This window comes from Pseudodesulfovibrio indicus (genome assembly GCF_001563225.1).
Classification (GTDB): domain Bacteria; phylum Desulfobacterota; class Desulfovibrionia; order Desulfovibrionales; family Desulfovibrionaceae; genus Pseudodesulfovibrio; species Pseudodesulfovibrio indicus.
In genome coordinates, this window is record NZ_CP014206.1 from 2,609,105 (window position 1) to 2,624,683 (window position 15,579).

A 15,579-nucleotide genomic window follows, 5' to 3' on the forward strand; every position below is an offset into this window, starting at 1 on the left:
GGGCTACGAATGCTCCAGGGGTTCGACCTTGATGGACCAGATCTGGCGTTCGTCCGCCTCGAGGATGGTGAACCGCCAGCCGGAGAAGGTGTAGAATTCGCCAGGCGAGGGAATGCGGCCCGCCATGGCCCCCAGGTAGCCGCCGATGGAGTCCACCTCGTCGCTCTCCAGGTCGAGAACGAAGGTCCGCCGGACGTCCTCCAGGGAGGCCCGCCCGGAGACGATGAAGGTGCCGTCCGAATAGGCCCGGATCTCCTCCGGGCGCTGCTCGTCGTATTCGTCGGAGATGTCGCCGACGATTTCCTCCAGCACGTCTTCCATGGTGACCATGCCCGAGGTCCCGCCGTACTCGTCCTGGACGATGGCCATGTGGAGCTTTTCCTTTTTGAAATAGGCCAGCACTTCGTCCAGTGGCTTTTCCTCGTGCACGAAGAAGGCCGGGCGGAGGATCTCCATGACCGACGTCTCGCCCTGGCACTGGAGCAGGGGCTCCAGCAGGTCCTTGGCGTGGACCACGCCGACGATGTGGTCCTTGGTGTCCTGGTAGATGGGGATGCGCGAATGCGCGCCGTGGTGAACGATGAGCTCGGCCACGTCCTTGACCGTGCTGGCGGCGTCGGCGCAGACCATGTCCGTGCGCGGGACCATGATCTCTTCGACGAGCTTCTGGTCCAGCTCAAGGACGTTGAGCAGCATGGAGACCTCGTGGCTCTCCAGCTCGCCGTCGGCCTTGGCCTCGAGGATGTGTTCCTCTATCTGATGGTCGTTGTTGCCGAATATTTTTTTGAAAATAGAGCGAAATCGACTGTCGGATCCTTCGTCCAAGACCAGACTCCTTAGAAGGGGTTCACTTGGGTATGCGAAATGTCGTGCGCGTGTGCGCACGCGATGCATCATTGATCATGTATTTAGACAGACTGAAACAGCCTGTCAACAAATGAAGGGCGGGCAAGTGTTACGATAGGCCGAGTTTTTTCAGATGGATTTCGAGACAGGAGAGGGCCGCGGGGGTCACGCCGGAGATGCGTCCGGCCTGGCCCAGGGTGCGCGGCTGCACCTTGGAGAGCTTTTCCACCACCTCGCGGGTCAGGCCGGAAACCTCGGCATAGTCCAGGTCCTCGGGCAGAACCTTGTCCTCCAGGGACTTGAACTTGGCCACGAGCTCCTCCTGCTTGACCAGGTACCCCTCGTAGCGGACGCGGACCTCCGCCTCGGCCAGGACGTCCTCGTCCATGGACGCGAGCTCCGGTCGGAATACGGCCAGCCTGCCGATCTCCATCTGTGGCTGACGCAGCAGGGCGGCCAGCTCCACGGCCTTGCCGGGGATCGACGCGCCGATGGATTCCAGGGTCTCGCGGGTGGCGGCATCGGGCCTGACGCGGACCGTGCGCAAAACCTCAAGCACCGCTTCAAGTTTATCCCGCTTGGCGGAAAAGAGGGTCCAGTGGGCGTCGTCCACCAGGCCGAGTTTGCGGCCCACGGGCGTCAGCCGCTCGTCCGCATTGCCCTCGCGCAGCAGCAGCCGATGCTCGGCCCGGGAGGTGAACATGCGGTACGGCTCCTCGGTGCCCTTGGTCACCAGGTCGTCCACCAGCACGGCCATGTACGCCTGATCGCGGGAGGGCAGGAACGGCTCCTCGCCGCGCAGCTTGCAGGCCGCGTTCAGGGCGGCCCACAGCCCCTGCGCGGCGGCCTCTTCGTACCCTGAAGTGCCGTTGATCTGGCCCGCGAAATAGAGGCCCGGGACCGCCTTGGTCTCCAGGGTGGGCCTGAGCTGGGTGGGCGGCACGTAGTCATACTCGATGGCATAGCCGGGGCGCACGATCTGGGCGTTCTCCAGCCCCTCGATGGCCCGGACCATCTTCTTCTGGACGTCGAAGGGCAGGCTGGTGGGGATGCCGCTGGGGTACATTTCCTGACTGTCCAGCCCTTCCGGTTCGACGAAAATCTGATGCCGGTCCTTTTCCGGAAACCGGGCCACCTTGTCCTCGATGGACGGGCAGTAGCGCGCCCCGGTGCCTTCGATGATCCCGGTGAACATGGGCGAACGGTCGAACCCTGAGCGGATGGCCTCGTGGGCCTTCTCGTTGGTGTAGGTCAGCCAGCAGGGGACCTGCGGCAGGGGGACCGTCTTGTTGCGAAAGCTGAACGGGACCGGCGGGTCGTCGCCCGGCTGTACCTGCATCACTTCGAAATTGATGGAATCCTTGAGCAGTCGGGGGGTGGTTCCGGTCTTGAGGCGGCCCAGGGTGAAGCCCAGCTCGCGCAGGTTGTCGGAGAGCGAATTGGAGGCCGGATCGCCCATGCGCCCGCCGCTGAAGTGGTCCAGGCCGATGTGCATCAGCCCGCGCAGGAAGGTGCCGGTGGTCAGCAGGGCGGCCCTGGTGGGGAAGACATCGCCCAGCTCGGTGCGCACGCCGCAGACCACGCCGTTTTCGGTCAGCACGGCCGCGCCCATGTCCTGGAAGACCCACAGGTTCTCCTGGCCGAACACGGATTCCTGGACCGCCTGCATGTACCGGGCGCGGTCAATCTGCGCCCGGCTGGAGCGCACGGCGGGCCCCTTGCGGGTGTTCAGGATGCGGAACTGGATGCCCGCGGCGTCGGCCCAAAGGCCCATCATGCCGCCCAGGGCGTCGATCTCCTTGACCATGTGGCCCTTGGCCAGGCCGCCGATGGCCGGGTTGCAGGAGAGGTGCCCGATGCGGTCGACGTTGATGGTTAGGAGCAGCGTCCTGAGGCCCAGCCGGGCCGAGGCCATGGCGGCTTCACAGCCGGCATGGCCCGCGCCGACCACAACGAGGTCGAACCGGTCCGGAAACGGGGCTTTGCGCTGCATGGCGTGACGACCGCTACTTGGCGGTCAGCATGTCGGCGATGACCTTGGCGTCGCCGATGGTGTTCCTGATGGAGGCCCACTCGTTGGGCTGGTGCGCGTTGTGGTTCAGGGTGGACCAGACCACGGCCTGGTAGCCCTCGCGCCGCAGGAACGCGGCCACGGTGCCGCCGCCCACGCCCACGACCTTGGGATTGTTGTTGTAGACCTTGCGCACAGAAGCCATGGTCCGCACCGCGATCTCGCTGTCTTCCGGGGTGGCCGGGGCGGCCTGTTCCCACATGACCGGCTCGCACTCGATCTTCACGCCGTACTTGGCCGCGATCTCGTCCGCGAACCCCTTGATGGTGTCCAGCACTTCGGTCAGGTCGTATTCCGGCATGACGCGGGAATCGATGTAGAACACGTCCCGGCCGGGGATGGTGTTCACGTTGGCCACGTTGGCTTCCTTCATGGTCGGCTGGAAGGTCGAGCGGGGCGGATTGTAGATCGGGTCTTCGGCCGGGTAGAGCGCTTCCAGCTCCTTGACGCGCAGGATGAATTCCGCGCAGGGCACCAGGGTATTGTTTCCCTGGTCCGGGGTGGAGGCGTGGCACTGCTTGCCGATGACCGTGCACTTGAGCCAGAACATGGACTTCTCGGCCACCTCGACCATTTCGGAGTTGGGCTCGCCGGAATCCGGCACCAGGAAGAGGTCGTCCTTGCGGAAGACGCCTTCGTGCTCGCGGACCAGGTAGTCCAGGCCGAAGCCGGAGCCGGTCTCCTCGTCGGAGACCAGGATCAGGCCGTAGTTCAGTTCCGGGGTGATATTCAGGTCGAGCAGGGCCTGGGCCGTGATCAGCGAAGAGACCATGCCCTGCTGGTTGTCCTCCACGCCGCGCCCGATGAGGGTGTCGCCGTCGCGCACCAGGGTGTAGGGATCGGAGTTCCACAGGGAGAGGTCGCCCGGAGGGACCACGTCGATGTGGGAGATGACCCAGAGGGTCCTTTCGGTGTTCCGTCCGGGAATCACGGCCACGATGTTGGGCCGGTAGCCGCACGGCACGTCCTGGTCCGGGGCGTTGTATTCCCGGATGTCCTCGATACCCATGGAACGCAGGTGGGCGAGCAGGAAGTCGGCCTTGGCCTTTTCCCCTTCGCCGCCGTTGCGGGGGCCGAGGGCGGGGATGGCCGTAAGCTTGGTTTGCAGATCAACGACCGCCTCGGTCTGGCGGTCCAGTTCGGAAAAGAGCGCGTCCATGGGAGCCTCCAATGCGTTTTTCGGGATAATCTAGCGCAAAAACCAGACGGTACAAACAAAAAAAGGCGGGGACAATGCCCCGCCTTGTTCGCTTGCGATGGTCTAGCGACCGCGCGCGGCGCGCTTGGAAGCCTTGAGCGGGTTGACCTTGACTTTGCCGGTCTTGTCCACTTCGGCGCGGACGTGGGTGGCGAAGTTGCAGACGCCGGAAGCCCACTTGCGGGAGGGCTGGGCGTAGGTCGGGCAATAGCCCTCTTCTTCGAAAGTGACGATCCGCTCGCAACCTTCACACTTCTCGACGACGGGTTCCATGATGACGCCCTTGTAGTTCAGACCGGCATCGGTCTTGACGGCGCCTTCCAGGGTAACGATACCTTTCTTCTTGGCCATGTTGTGCCTTCCTCCTAAAAATAATGCGGCTCACGGAATGCCAGCGGCATACTGAATTTCATATCGGTGCAAGAGCAGACTTCGATATGCACCCAGGGTGGGTGTTGTCAAGTTATTTGGTGTTTTTTCCTCTTCCGGCGGCGCAACGAGCCCACTTTGCGCACTCGGTGGCTTCCTCGCGCAAAGTCGTCATGTCCAGGGTCCTGAAATCCCCGTAGAGATAGAGAACCTCGCCCGCCGTCATGGTCATGCAGACCTCCAGGCCGGTGGCCGCGTACACGGCGTGGGACACGGGATTGAACATGGGCATGAGGTTCGCGCTGGCCAGGTCCAGGGCGCACATGTCCGCAGGGCATCCCGCCTCGATGCGGCCCAGTTCGGGCCAGCCGAGGCAGCGGGCCGAATTGCGGGTGGCCATGTCCAGGGCGGTCTGGGCGCTGACGGCCGAGGCGTCGCCGTGAGACACCTTGCCGACGAGCGCCGCCAGTCCCATGTCCCGGAACATGTTCAGCTGGTTGTTGCTCGCCGCCCCGTCGGTCCCCAGTCCCACGTTGACCCCGGCGTCCAGCAGCTTCTGGACCGGCGAGAGGCCGGAACAGAGTTTCAGGTTGGAGGCGGGGTTGTGGACCACGTTGACCCCCCTGTCCGCGAGCAGGGCGATCTCCTCGTCGGTCACGTCCACGCAGTGGTGCAGGGTGGTGCGCGGCGAGAGCAGGTTCAGGGAGCGCAGGATCTCCACCGGGCGCATGCCGTGCTTTTCCAGGCACAGGGCGGTCTCCATGGGGGACTCGGCCAGGTGGGTCTGCCACGGGATGTCCAGGCTCTCGGCCAGCTCGAAGCTCTCGGCCAGTTGGTCGGGCTCCACGGTGTAGACCGCGTGGGGCGTCACCGCCGAGCGGAGGCGAGGGTGGTCCCGGTATCGCTCGTCCAGGGCGCGGACGGTGTTCCAGCAGTCTTCGGCCGTGGCGAAGAACGGGGAGGGGAAGGCGAAGAATCCCTCGCCCAGCACGGCCCGCAACCCGCAGTCGGAGACCGCCTGCCCGGTGATTTGTTCGTGGAAATAGCCGTTCAGGAAGGTGGTGCAGCCCGTGCGGATGAGCTCCGCGCAGCCGAGCTTCGCGCCGGACGCCAGCAGGGTCTCGTTGAGCTTGGCCTCCACCGGCCAGATGTGGTTCTGGAGCCATTCCATGAGCGGCAGGTCGTCGGCCAGCCCCCGCTGCAGGGTCATGGGCAGGTGGGTGTGTCCGTTGACCAGCCCCGGCAGGAGCATCTTGCCGGACAGGTCCAGGGTTTGCTCCGGTTCATAGGCTGCGGCAAGGTTTGCGTAGTCCCCGACCTCGGCCACCAGCCCGTCGGTGACGGCCACGGCCGCGTCGGTCAGGACCCGGCGTTCGCCGTCCTGGGTCACGATGGCGTCCGCCCGGACCAGCAGGTCGCAGCGGCGGGGTTTGTTGTCTCGTTCCTGGGTCATGATCTAGTCGATGTTCCTCACGGTCTCGACGAGCAGGGAGGTGACCTTCTCGACGTTGCTCTTGAACACCTCCAGGATCTCCTCCCAGGTCACCGGGGCCTCGTCGGTCTTCCAGCAGTCGTAGTCGGTGCTCATGGCCACGGCCGCGTAAGGCAGCCCGGCCTCGTTGGCCAGGATGCACTCCGGGGCCACGCTCATGTTGATGACGTCCGCGCCCCACATGCGGAACATGTTGGATTCCGCGCGGGTGGAGAAGCGCGAGCCTTCGATGGTGATGACCGTGCCGCGCTCGTGGTGGGTCAGGCCGAGCTTGGCGCACGCCCGGTTGAGCAGGTCGCGCAGCCCGTCGTCGAAGGGCTCGGCCATGCCGGTGTGGACCGCGCCGTGCGGGGCGAACGTCTCGTGAAAGGAAACGTCGCGCCGCCGGGTGAAGTCGATGAACTGGTCCAGGATGACCAGGTGACCCCGGTCGATCTCCTCGCGCAGGGAGCCGCAGGCCGTGGTCGCCAGGATGCAGGTGCAGCCCGCGTCCTTCAGCGCCTGGATGTTGGCCCGGTAGTTGACGTAGGTGGGCGGGATGGTGTGTTCGCGCCCGTGGCGGGCCAGGAGCACGACCTCGCGGCCCTCGATGGTCCCGGCCTTGAGCGGGGCGGAAGGGGAGCCGTAGGCGGTCGTCACCTCCACGTCGCGCGCGTCGTGCAGCAGGTTCGGATCGTCCAGCCCGCTGCCGCCGATGATGCCTATTTTGGTCATTGCGCCGTCCTTCTATTTGATTTCGATGAGAAAATCGTGCGTCACTCCCGCTGCGTGCATGACCTCGTCGCCGTCCAGGAAGGAGAGCTGGATGACGAAGCCCGCGCCCACGATCTCGCCGCCCGCCTCGCGGATCAGCTTGACCATGCCTTCGGCGGTGCCGCCGGTGGCCAGCAGGTCGTCGATCATCAGGATCTTGTCGCCCGGGTTGACGGCGTCCACGTGCATGCACAGGGTGTCGGAGCCGTACTCCAGGTCGTAGGTCACGCAGCGGTTCTTGTAGGGGAGTTTGCCGGGCTTGCGGACGGGCACGAAACCGATGCCCATGCGCAGGGCCAGGGGGGCGCCGAAGATGAATCCGCGCGCGTCGGCGGCCACGATCTTGTCCGCGCCGCAGTCCTTGTACTTCTGGTAGAGCTGGTCGATGACGGCGTTGAAGGCCTCGTGATTGCCCAGAATTGGTGTTATGTCATAGAAGGTGATGCCCTTCTTCGGGTAGTCGGGAATGTCTCGCACATAGTGTCGCAGGTTCATAGGTCCTCCTCGTTGGGTGAATACCGGAAGTGAATACGTTTTGTCGGAATGGGGTGTCAATGCTGTTGCCAGATAATTGGGGTTCGGCTATCCAGAGCACGGAGAACGCACCATGGAGCACAGCAACCAGCCGCACCGGGCCAAGAAGAGCCTAGGCCAGAATTTTCTGACCGACCCGAACATCTGCCGGAAGATCGTGGACGCCGTCCGTCCCTCCGGTGACGATTACATAATAGAGATCGGGCCGGGCCAGGGCGCGCTCACCGAGCACCTGGCCGAGGCCGGGCTGCGCCGTTTACGGGTCATCGAGATGGACGACGACCTGGCCTCCCGTCTGGAGGAGCGGTGGCCCACGCTTGAAGTGGTCCGCGCCGACGCCCTGAAGTTTCCCTGGGAATCCCTGAACGACACCCCCTGCAAGATCATCGGCAATCTGCCCTACAACGTCGGCTCCAAGCTCATATGGGACATCGTCAGCCAGGTGGTGACCCTGGAGCGGGCCGTGTTCATGGTCCAGCACGAGGTGGCGCTGAGGCTGACCGCAGAGCCGGGCAACAAGGCCTACGGAGGACTGACCGCCTGGGTCCGCAATTTCAGCCGGACCGCCTACCTGTTCAAGGTGCCTCCGTCCGTGTTCCGCCCCCGGCCCAAGGTCGATTCCGCCGTGGTCGCCTTCGATCCCCTCCCGGCAGGGGAGCGCCCGGCCGATCCCGAGCGGCTGGCCGGGCTGATCAAGACCCTTTTTCAGCAGCGGCGCAAGCAAATTTCGACCATCCTCAAGAAGCGGATGACGCCCGAGGTCGAAGCGTGGTTTCAGGAACAGGGCCTAGCCCTCTCCATCCGCCCGGAAAACCTGACTCCCGAACAATTCCTCTCGCTGTCCGAGAGGATTTAGTGCAAATTTTCACAATTATTGACTGATTTGTCGCAAAAGGGCGTTTCAAGGTCATTTGAAAGGGCCGAATTGTTACAGCCGAAAATGTCCGGGAAGCTCCATATGGCGTAGTTTTTTTCGTTTTTTTCCTGTGCCGGGCTAGACACAGACCGAAACTTCAATTAAAGGCGAAGAGGTGAGTTGGTGACGGATACAAAGTGCGAGTGCATTTTGTGCTCTGGCTGCACTTTAACTAATACCAATTGGTAATTATTTCACTGAGGAGGAAGGACTGATGACAAAGGCTGAATTGGTTGTCAAAATCGCGGAAAAGGCAAACCTGACCAAAGCGAATGCCGAGCGCGCTCTGAATGCATTCCTCGAAACCGTCGAAAGCACCCTCGTTGCCGAGGGCAAGCTGACTCTGACCGGCTTCGGTACCTTCGTCGTGGAACTCCGCAAGGCTCGCGTGGGTCGCAATCCCCGCACCGGCCTCGAACTGAAGATTCCCGAGACCAAGGTCGTCAAATTCCGCCCCGGCAAGATCCTCAAGGAAGCCGTTAAATAGTTTGGAGAGAATGAAATGATTCACGGTGAAACCGTTCACAGCCCGCTGCCCATGGACCTTCCCTGGTGGATGCCCGACCACTTCGTCTTTTTCGGCGTCCTCTACGCCGTCCTCGGAGTTATCGGCATAGCCCTGGCCGTCACCATCGCGCAGTCCCTGCGCGATGCGAAGAAGGCTGATCACTAGTTCACGACAGTAATTGCGCAAAGGCCCGTCCGGTCCTGACCGGATGGGCCTTTTTTTGCCCTCAGGGGCAACGAAAAATTCCCCGGCCCTCGGGGTTGATTTTTTGATTTAGAGCGTATATGTAGTTGCTCTTATTTCGCTGGCCCGCATAAAAAATCAGAGCGGGCGGTTCACCGAGGAGGTGATTTCCATTGCCCGGAGTGTACTTTGACGACAACGACAATTTCGACATTTCTCTGCGCCGCTTCAAGAAGCAGGTAGAGAAGGCCGGAATCCTGTCCGAGCTGAAGAAACGTCAGCACTACGAAAAGCCTAGCGTGCAGAAGAAAAAGAAGAAAGCTGCCGCCAAGAAACGGCTTGCCAAGAAAATGCGCAAAATGCGCGGTATGTAGAGTATGAGCCTGTCCAAAAAAATAGACAGTGACTACATCGAGGCCTACAAGGCCAAAGCTACGGTAAAAGTGGCCGTCTTGAGACATCTCAAGACGGCCATTAAAAACCGTATGGTCGAGGAAAAGCTCCAGGAGCTGCCCGACGAGATGGTGCTCGACCTGATCGCCAAGCAGGTCAAGCAGCGCAAGGATTCCTTTGACCAGTATTCCAAGGCGGGCAGGGACGATCTGGCTCAGGTCGAAGCCCAGGAGCTCGCCGAGCTTGAGGTCTATCTCCCCAAGCAGCTGTCCGAAGAGGAATTGTCCGACGCCATAGACAAGGCCATTGCCGACCTCGGAGCTTCCTCCATGGCGGACATGGGCAAGGTCATGCAGGCCGTCCTCGGCGCACACAAGGGCCAGGTTGACGGCAAGATTGCCAGCGCCCTGGTCAAGTCCAAGCTCTCCTAATCTCCAACCCCGGCTCGTCAATGGAGTCCAGAACCTTTCAGGTATTGGAATTCCCCAAGATTCTTGGGGTGTTGTCCGGTTTCGCCACGTCCGAACCCGGCGCTTCCGAGTGCCTGAGCATCCACCCTCATTCCACCCTGGAAGCGGTCCTGCTGGCCAACGAATTGTTTGACCAGGCGGCCTCCTGGGTGGGCGAATCCGGGTTCCGCATGCGCGCCTTCCCGGACCTGGGCGGCATCTTTCCCCATCTCTCCAGCGAGCTGGCCGTGCTCGACCAGGACGCGCTCTTCGCGCTGAAGATCATCCTGGACCTGGCCATGGAGGCCCGCGAATCCCTGTCCCGGTTCGAGGACCGGGGTTGGGAAGTGCTCAAGTCCGAGCTGTTCGCCTACGACTGGCCCCAGAAGACCGTGTCCGGCATCGGGCGCTGCCTGGACGCCGAAGGGCAGATCAGGGACGAGAGCTCCCCGGCGCTGATGGACGTGCGCCAGGAGATCCGCGCCATCCACCAGCGGTGCACCAAGCGGGTCAAGGACTTCATCATTCAGGAAAACATGGGCGCGGCCATGCAGGACGAGTTCATGACCATCTCGTCCGACCGCTACGTGCTGCCCATCAAGGCGAATTTCAAGAACAAGACCAAGGGCATCATCCACGACTACTCCCAGACCGGCGAGACCTGCTATTTCGAGCCCATCTTCCTGGTGGAGACCAACAACCGCCTCCAGGAGCTCAAGCGCGAGGAGCGGGCCGAGGAATACAAGGTCCTGCAATACCTGACCGGCCTCATCCGCCAGGAGAAGCCGCAGGTCAGCGACGCCTACCGGGGGCTGGTCACCCTGGACGTGCTCATGGCCAAGGTCCGCCTGGCCGGCGTCTACAACGGCCGGACTATCGAGGTCACGGGAGAGGGCGCGCCCAGGCTCCTCAAGTCCCGTCATCCGCTGCTGGCCCTGACCGACGAGTCGGTCCACCCCCTGAACATCGAGCTGGAGGAAGGGCAGCGGGCCATGATCGTCAGCGGCGGCAACGCGGGCGGCAAGACCGTCTGCCTCAAGACCGTGGGCCTCATCGGGCTGATGGCCTTTTCCGGGCTGCCGGTTCCGGCGGCCGAGGGCAGCCGCCTGCCGTTCTGGAGCGACATCTTCGTCATCATGGGCGACGAGCAGTCCCTGGAGGAGAACGTCTCCACCTTCACCGCCCAGATCAAGTACCTGCGGCGTGTCTGGGACCAGGTGGACGACCGGTCCCTGTTCATTCTGGACGAATTCGGCGCGGGCACCGACCCGACCCAGGGCGCGGCCCTGGCCCAGGCGGTCATCGACTCCCTGCTGGAAAAGCGCGCCACGGCCTTCACGGCCACCCATTTCCCGGCCCTGAAGGCTTACGCCATGGCCACCAGGGGCGTGCGCGCGGCGAGCGTTCTCTTCGACCCGGATACCAAGAAGCCGCTGTTCCGACTGGCCTACGACCAAGTGGGCGCGTCCATCGCCCTGGACGTGGCCAAAGAACACGGGCTGCCTAACGAAATTTTGGAACGCGCCGAAAAGTATCTGTTGCTGGACGGCTCGGATACCACCACTGTGCTCGACCGGCTCAACGCCATGGCCGTGAAGAAGGAACAGGAGCTGGACGCCATCGAGGACGAACGGGCGCGCATCGAAAAGAAGCGGGCCAACCTCGAAGCGAAGTTCGAGAAGGAGCGGGTCAAGCTCCTCAAGGACGTCCAGTCCAAGGCCCAGGACGTGGTCAAGCAGTGGAAGAGCGAGCGCATCGGCCGCAAGGAGGCTCGCAAGAAGCTCCACGAGGTGCGGCTGCGCATCGAGGACATCGCGCCCGAGCGGGAAAAAGAACCCGCTTTTTCGTTCTCCGATATTGTCCCGGGGATGAAAGTGTCGTATCTGGCTTGGAACAAGTCGGGTACCGTGCTGGAAATCAACGACAAAAAGAAGCAGGCCAAGGTGGACATCGGCGGCGTGGCCATGTGGGTCAAGGCGGACCATCTCGGCCCCGCGGTAAGCGGCGGGAGCGGTCCGGCCAAGCCCGCCAACGCCAAGGCTCCGGCCCCTTCCGACCTGGTGGTCGAGGTGGACCTGCGCGGCAACCGGGCCGACATGGCCATCAGCGAGCTGGAGCGGGCCATGGACGCAGCCCTGCGCAAGGGCGCGGGCAGGCTTGAGATCGTCCACGGACGCGGCACCGGGGCGCTGAGGCGCGAGGTGCATGAATTTTTGAAGCATTATCCCGCGGTGGAGAGTTTCGCCCTGGCTCCGGAAGACCGGGGCGGGGACGGCATGACCGAAGTGACGCTCAAGTAACGGCTCGTCCGGAGGCATTTGGTGGACAGAAGTGATGTCGAGGCCGTCAAGGCCCGTATCAACATCTCGGACATTGTGCGCCGGTATGTCGACCTGAAACCGGTCTCGGGCCGGTGGATGGGGGCCTGTCCGTTCCACCAGGAGACCAAGCCCTCCATGTCCGTAAACGACGATGAGGGCTTCTTCTATTGTTTCGGCTGCCAGGCTTCGGGCGACGTCATCGATTTCTACGGCCGGATCAACGGGGTGGATTTCCGGGAGTCTCTGGAGCAGCTGGCCGCCGAGGCCGGGATCGAGCTGGGCAACGTGCCCCATGATCCGCATGCGGCGGAGCGCAAGGCGCGCAAGCAGATGCTCATGGACATGCACGACGAGGCCAACCAGTGGTTCCAGCGGAACCTGGCCCTGGCCTCCGGCGACCACTGCCGAAAATACCTGGCCGACCGGGGGATGACCCCGGAGATGATCGCCAGGTTCGGCCTGGGCTACAGCCCGGAGGACTGGCACGGGCTGGACAATTATCTTCGCACCAGAGGCCGGGACCCGGAATCCGGCGTGGATGCGGGATTGTTGTCAAAAAACGAAAAAGGCAATATTTACGACCGGTTCCGTGGAAGATTGATCTTTCCCATCCAAAATTTGTCCGGCCGGGTTATTGCTTTTGGCGGCAGAATAATTACTGATGGAGAACCAAAGTATCTGAACAGCTCGGATACGCCGATATACAAGAAGGGCGACCACTTGTATGGGCTGAACCTGGCCCGGTCCACCATGACCCGCTCCAAGCGGGCCATTCTGACCGAAGGATACATGGATGTCATATCGCTCCATCAGTTCGGCTACACCGACTCCTGCGGCGTCCTGGGCACGGCCCTGACGTCGGATCAGGTAAAGCGGCTGGCCGGATTCTGTTCGCGCGTCGACCTGGTCTTCGACGGCGACGGGGCGGGACGCAAGGCGGCCATGAAATCCAGCAGGATGATCCTGTTGCAGGGCGTGGCGTGCAAGGTCGTCCTCATGCCGGACGGCGAGGACGTGGACAGTCTGCTCCAGACCAAGGGAGCGGAGGGATTCGAGGCCTGCATGAAGGAGGCCCCGGACGGTTTGACTTTTTGCATGAATACCCTGCGGGCGGAGTACGCCCCCAGGGATATCATGGCTTGGGCGAAGAGTTTTTTGTCGGAATTGTCCGACGGATCGCTGCGGGCGTACTATTTGCCCCGGTTGGCGAGCGGGCTCGGATTGTCGGAGGCTGATTTCAGGCGCGATGCAGGCGGTACACCGCCCACGCGCAATCCCCAGCATCAGCCGCGACAGGCGCAACGCGCGCCGCAGCAGCAGAAGCCGCAACCGGCAATGGGCGTCGGCAAGGACTACGCGGACGACAGGTATTTTTTGCGTTTTACGATCCAGTATCCGGACTACTGCCCGGAACTGGTCGGAAGGGGACTCGGGCAGGTTCTTCGCACCGATTGGGCGAGGGCGCTGTGGGAAAAGCTCGCAACGACGCAGCACGGCCAGATAACAAGCCTGCTGAACGAACACGAAAAGGGCTTCTACTTTCAGTGCCGCGAAGAATTGCGCGACAACGGTCTTTCCGGCCGGGAATTGCAGGACGAGTGGAATCACATTTGTAGTAAAATTACGTTTGAACAGGATAAACTGGACAAACGCCAGCTCAATGAGGCCATACGGCAGGCCTATCAGAACGGCGACACCGAACGGGCTATGCAGCTTTTGGCCTTGAAGAAATCTCCGCAGGAGGGATGATGAGCAACATTAAGGAAATCCAACAGATCAAAGCGCTTATCGCTGAGGGTAAGAAAAAGGGATTCCTGACCTATGAGGAGTTGAGCAAGGCGCTGCCTTCCGACTACAACAACCCTGATCAGTTGGAAGAAATACACGCCATCTTCGACCAGATGGACATCGCCCTGGTGGACTCGGAGGATTCCGAAAAAAAGCTGGCCGATGATGATGACGACAAGGATCTCGAGTTCGACGACAACGAGGACGATTCCGCTGAATACGCCTCGCGCAGCACCGATCCGGTGCGCATGTACCTGCGCGAGATGGGCGCCGTTCCGCTGCTCGACCGCGAGGGAGAGGTGGTCATCGCCAAGAAGATCGAAAACGGCGAGATGGACGTCCTGTACTCCCTGGTGGAAGTGCCGGTGGCCGTCGAAGAGCTGATCTCCGTGGGCGAGGACCTCGAAAGCGGGGTCATCAAGCTCAAGGACGTGGTCAAGACCATCGAGGAGGACGATCCCTCCGAAGACGAGATGAACCAGCGCCAGCGGGTCATCTTCCTGCTTGCCGAGATCAAGAAGCTCTACGGCAAGAAAAAGAAAATCTACGACAAGCTCGACTACTGCGCCTGCCTGGACAAGCGCGTATACGGCGTGCAGCAGGAGATCCTCGGCTACAAGGAAGAGATCGTCACCCGGCTGCGCGACATCAAGCTGGAGAAGACCCTCATCGACCGGATCATCGAGACGGTCAACGACTACGTGCGCCAGATGCACAACTGCCAGCGCGACCTGTCCGCCTATGTCCTGTCCGTGGGCAAGACCAAGGCCGAGATCGAGGAACTCTTCAAGCAGGTGGACGCCCGCGAGATCAACCCCGTGGCCGCCTCGGACCAGCTCGGCATGACCGTGGAGGAGTTCTTCTCCTTCAAGGAGATGCTGGCAGGCAAGCTGGAGATCATGAACCGGCTTCAGGACAAGTGCTGCCACTCCGTGCACGACCTCGAAGAGGTCCTGTGGCGCATCAAGTCCGGCAACCAGACCGCCATGCAGGCCAAGCAGGAGCTGATCCGCGCCAACCTCCGCCTGGTGGTCTCCATCGCCAAGAAGTACACCAACCGCGGTCTGCAGTTCCTGGACCTGATCCAGGAGGGCAACATCGGCCTGATGAAGGCCGTGGACAAGTTCGAATACCAGCGCGGCTACAAGTTCTCGACCTACGCCACCTGGTGGATCCGCCAGGCCATCACCCGCGCCATCGCGGACCAGGCCCGGACCATTCGTATCCCGGTGCACATGATCGAGACCATCAACAAGCTCATCCGCACCTCCCGTTACCTGGTGCAGGAGCTGGGCCGCGACCCGTCTCCGGAAGAGATCGCCGAACGCATGGACTACCCGCTGGAGAAGGTCAAGAAGGTCCTCAAGATCGCCAAGGAACCCATTTCCCTTGAGACCCCCATCGGTGACGAGGAAGATTCCAGCCTGGGCGATTTCATCGAGGACAAGAAGGCCACCGCGCCCGCCGAGGAAGTGGTCTCCACCAAGCTCAGCGAGCAGATCGCCTCGGTCCTGTCCGACCTGACCCCGCGCGAGGAGCAGGTCCTGCGCAAGCGGTTCGGCATCGGCGAGAAGTCCGACCACACCCTCGAGGAAGTGGGCAAGCTCTTCAACGTCACCCGCGAGCGCATCCGCCAGATCGAGGCCAAGGCCCTGCGCAAGCTGCGCCATCCCGTGCGCAGCGCGCTCCTGCGATCCTACTTCGAAAACTAGCCTATACGGGCCGGGGAGATGCGATCTTCCCGGCCCTTTTCACATC

Annotated in this window: 15 protein-coding genes; 8 read left to right on the forward strand and 7 right to left on the reverse strand. The window is 62.3% G+C overall.

Translation table 11 applies throughout. From position 1 onward, the window contains the following. Positions 1-3 precede the first annotated feature (3 nt). The 7 genes from AWY79_RS11730 to AWY79_RS11760 all read right to left on the reverse strand — a co-directional run bounded on the left by AWY79_RS11730 (position 4) and on the right by AWY79_RS11760 (position 7,224). Positions 4-825: a hemolysin family protein gene (locus tag AWY79_RS11730; RefSeq protein WP_066804019.1), complete on the reverse strand. Its 822-nt coding sequence runs from the start codon at positions 823-825 to the stop codon at positions 4-6. A gap of 130 nt (positions 826-955) precedes the next feature. Further along, on the reverse strand, positions 956-2,839 hold the full coding sequence (gene mnmG, locus AWY79_RS11735) for a tRNA uridine-5-carboxymethylaminomethyl(34) synthesis enzyme MnmG (RefSeq protein ID WP_066804022.1): 1,884 nt from the start codon (positions 2,837-2,839) through the stop codon (positions 956-958). A 13-nt stretch (positions 2,840-2,852) separates the two neighbouring features. Beyond that, a complete protein-coding gene (locus AWY79_RS11740; RefSeq protein WP_066804025.1) occupies positions 2,853-4,076 on the reverse strand; it encodes a M20 family metallo-hydrolase in 1,224 nt (407 codons plus the stop codon). Between the two features lie 102 nt (positions 4,077-4,178). Further along, entirely contained in the window at positions 4,179-4,466 is a 288-nt protein-coding gene (locus AWY79_RS11745) for a PxxKW family cysteine-rich protein (protein WP_066804028.1), read from the reverse strand. Between the two features lie 112 nt (positions 4,467-4,578). Then, entirely contained in the window at positions 4,579-5,937 is a 1,359-nt protein-coding gene (locus tag AWY79_RS11750; protein ID WP_066804031.1) for an amidohydrolase family protein, read from the reverse strand. Between the two features lie 3 nt (positions 5,938-5,940). Next, positions 5,941-6,690 carry an S-methyl-5'-thioadenosine phosphorylase gene (gene mtnP, locus AWY79_RS11755; protein WP_066804034.1) on the reverse strand — a complete coding sequence of 250 codons (750 nt, stop codon included), beginning with the start codon at positions 6,688-6,690 and terminating at the stop codon, positions 5,941-5,943. A gap of 12 nt (positions 6,691-6,702) precedes the next feature. Next, on the reverse strand, positions 6,703-7,224 hold the full coding sequence (locus AWY79_RS11760; RefSeq protein WP_066804037.1) for an adenine phosphoribosyltransferase: 522 nt from the start codon (positions 7,222-7,224) through the stop codon (positions 6,703-6,705). Positions 7,225-7,336: 112 nt separating this feature from the next. Between AWY79_RS11760 and rsmA the strand changes: the two genes are divergently transcribed. From rsmA to rpoD, 8 genes are all read left to right on the forward strand, one after another. Then, a complete protein-coding gene (rsmA, locus tag AWY79_RS11765; RefSeq protein ID WP_066804040.1) occupies positions 7,337-8,119 on the forward strand; it encodes a 16S rRNA (adenine(1518)-N(6)/adenine(1519)-N(6))-dimethyltransferase RsmA in 783 nt (260 codons plus the stop codon). Positions 8,120-8,393: 274 nt separating this feature from the next. Then, positions 8,394-8,666 (forward strand): HU family DNA-binding protein, encoded by a 273-nt coding sequence (locus AWY79_RS11770; protein WP_066804043.1) that lies wholly within the window; start codon positions 8,394-8,396, stop codon positions 8,664-8,666. A gap of 15 nt (positions 8,667-8,681) precedes the next feature. Then, positions 8,682-8,852, forward strand: a complete 171-nt coding sequence (locus tag AWY79_RS19135; protein WP_099093207.1) for a hypothetical protein — start codon at positions 8,682-8,684, stop codon at positions 8,850-8,852. A gap of 191 nt (positions 8,853-9,043) precedes the next feature. Further along, positions 9,044-9,244, forward strand: a complete 201-nt coding sequence (gene rpsU / locus AWY79_RS11775) for a 30S ribosomal protein S21 (protein WP_066804046.1) — start codon at positions 9,044-9,046, stop codon at positions 9,242-9,244. A gap of 3 nt (positions 9,245-9,247) precedes the next feature. Further along, positions 9,248-9,694, forward strand: a complete 447-nt coding sequence (locus AWY79_RS11780) for a GatB/YqeY domain-containing protein (protein ID WP_066804049.1) — start codon at positions 9,248-9,250, stop codon at positions 9,692-9,694. A 20-nt stretch (positions 9,695-9,714) separates the two neighbouring features. Further along, entirely contained in the window at positions 9,715-12,012 is a 2,298-nt protein-coding gene (locus tag AWY79_RS11785) for an endonuclease MutS2 (RefSeq protein WP_066804053.1), read from the forward strand. 21 nt (positions 12,013-12,033) lie between these two features. After that, positions 12,034-13,782 carry a DNA primase gene (gene dnaG, locus AWY79_RS11790; RefSeq protein ID WP_066807204.1) on the forward strand — a complete coding sequence of 583 codons (1,749 nt, stop codon included), beginning with the start codon at positions 12,034-12,036 and terminating at the stop codon, positions 13,780-13,782. Next, positions 13,782-15,533, forward strand: a complete 1,752-nt coding sequence (gene rpoD / locus AWY79_RS11795; RefSeq protein WP_066804055.1) for an RNA polymerase sigma factor RpoD — start codon at positions 13,782-13,784, stop codon at positions 15,531-15,533. Before dnaG ends, rpoD begins: the two co-directional genes overlap by 1 nt. The last annotated feature ends 46 nt before the right edge of the window (positions 15,534-15,579 follow it).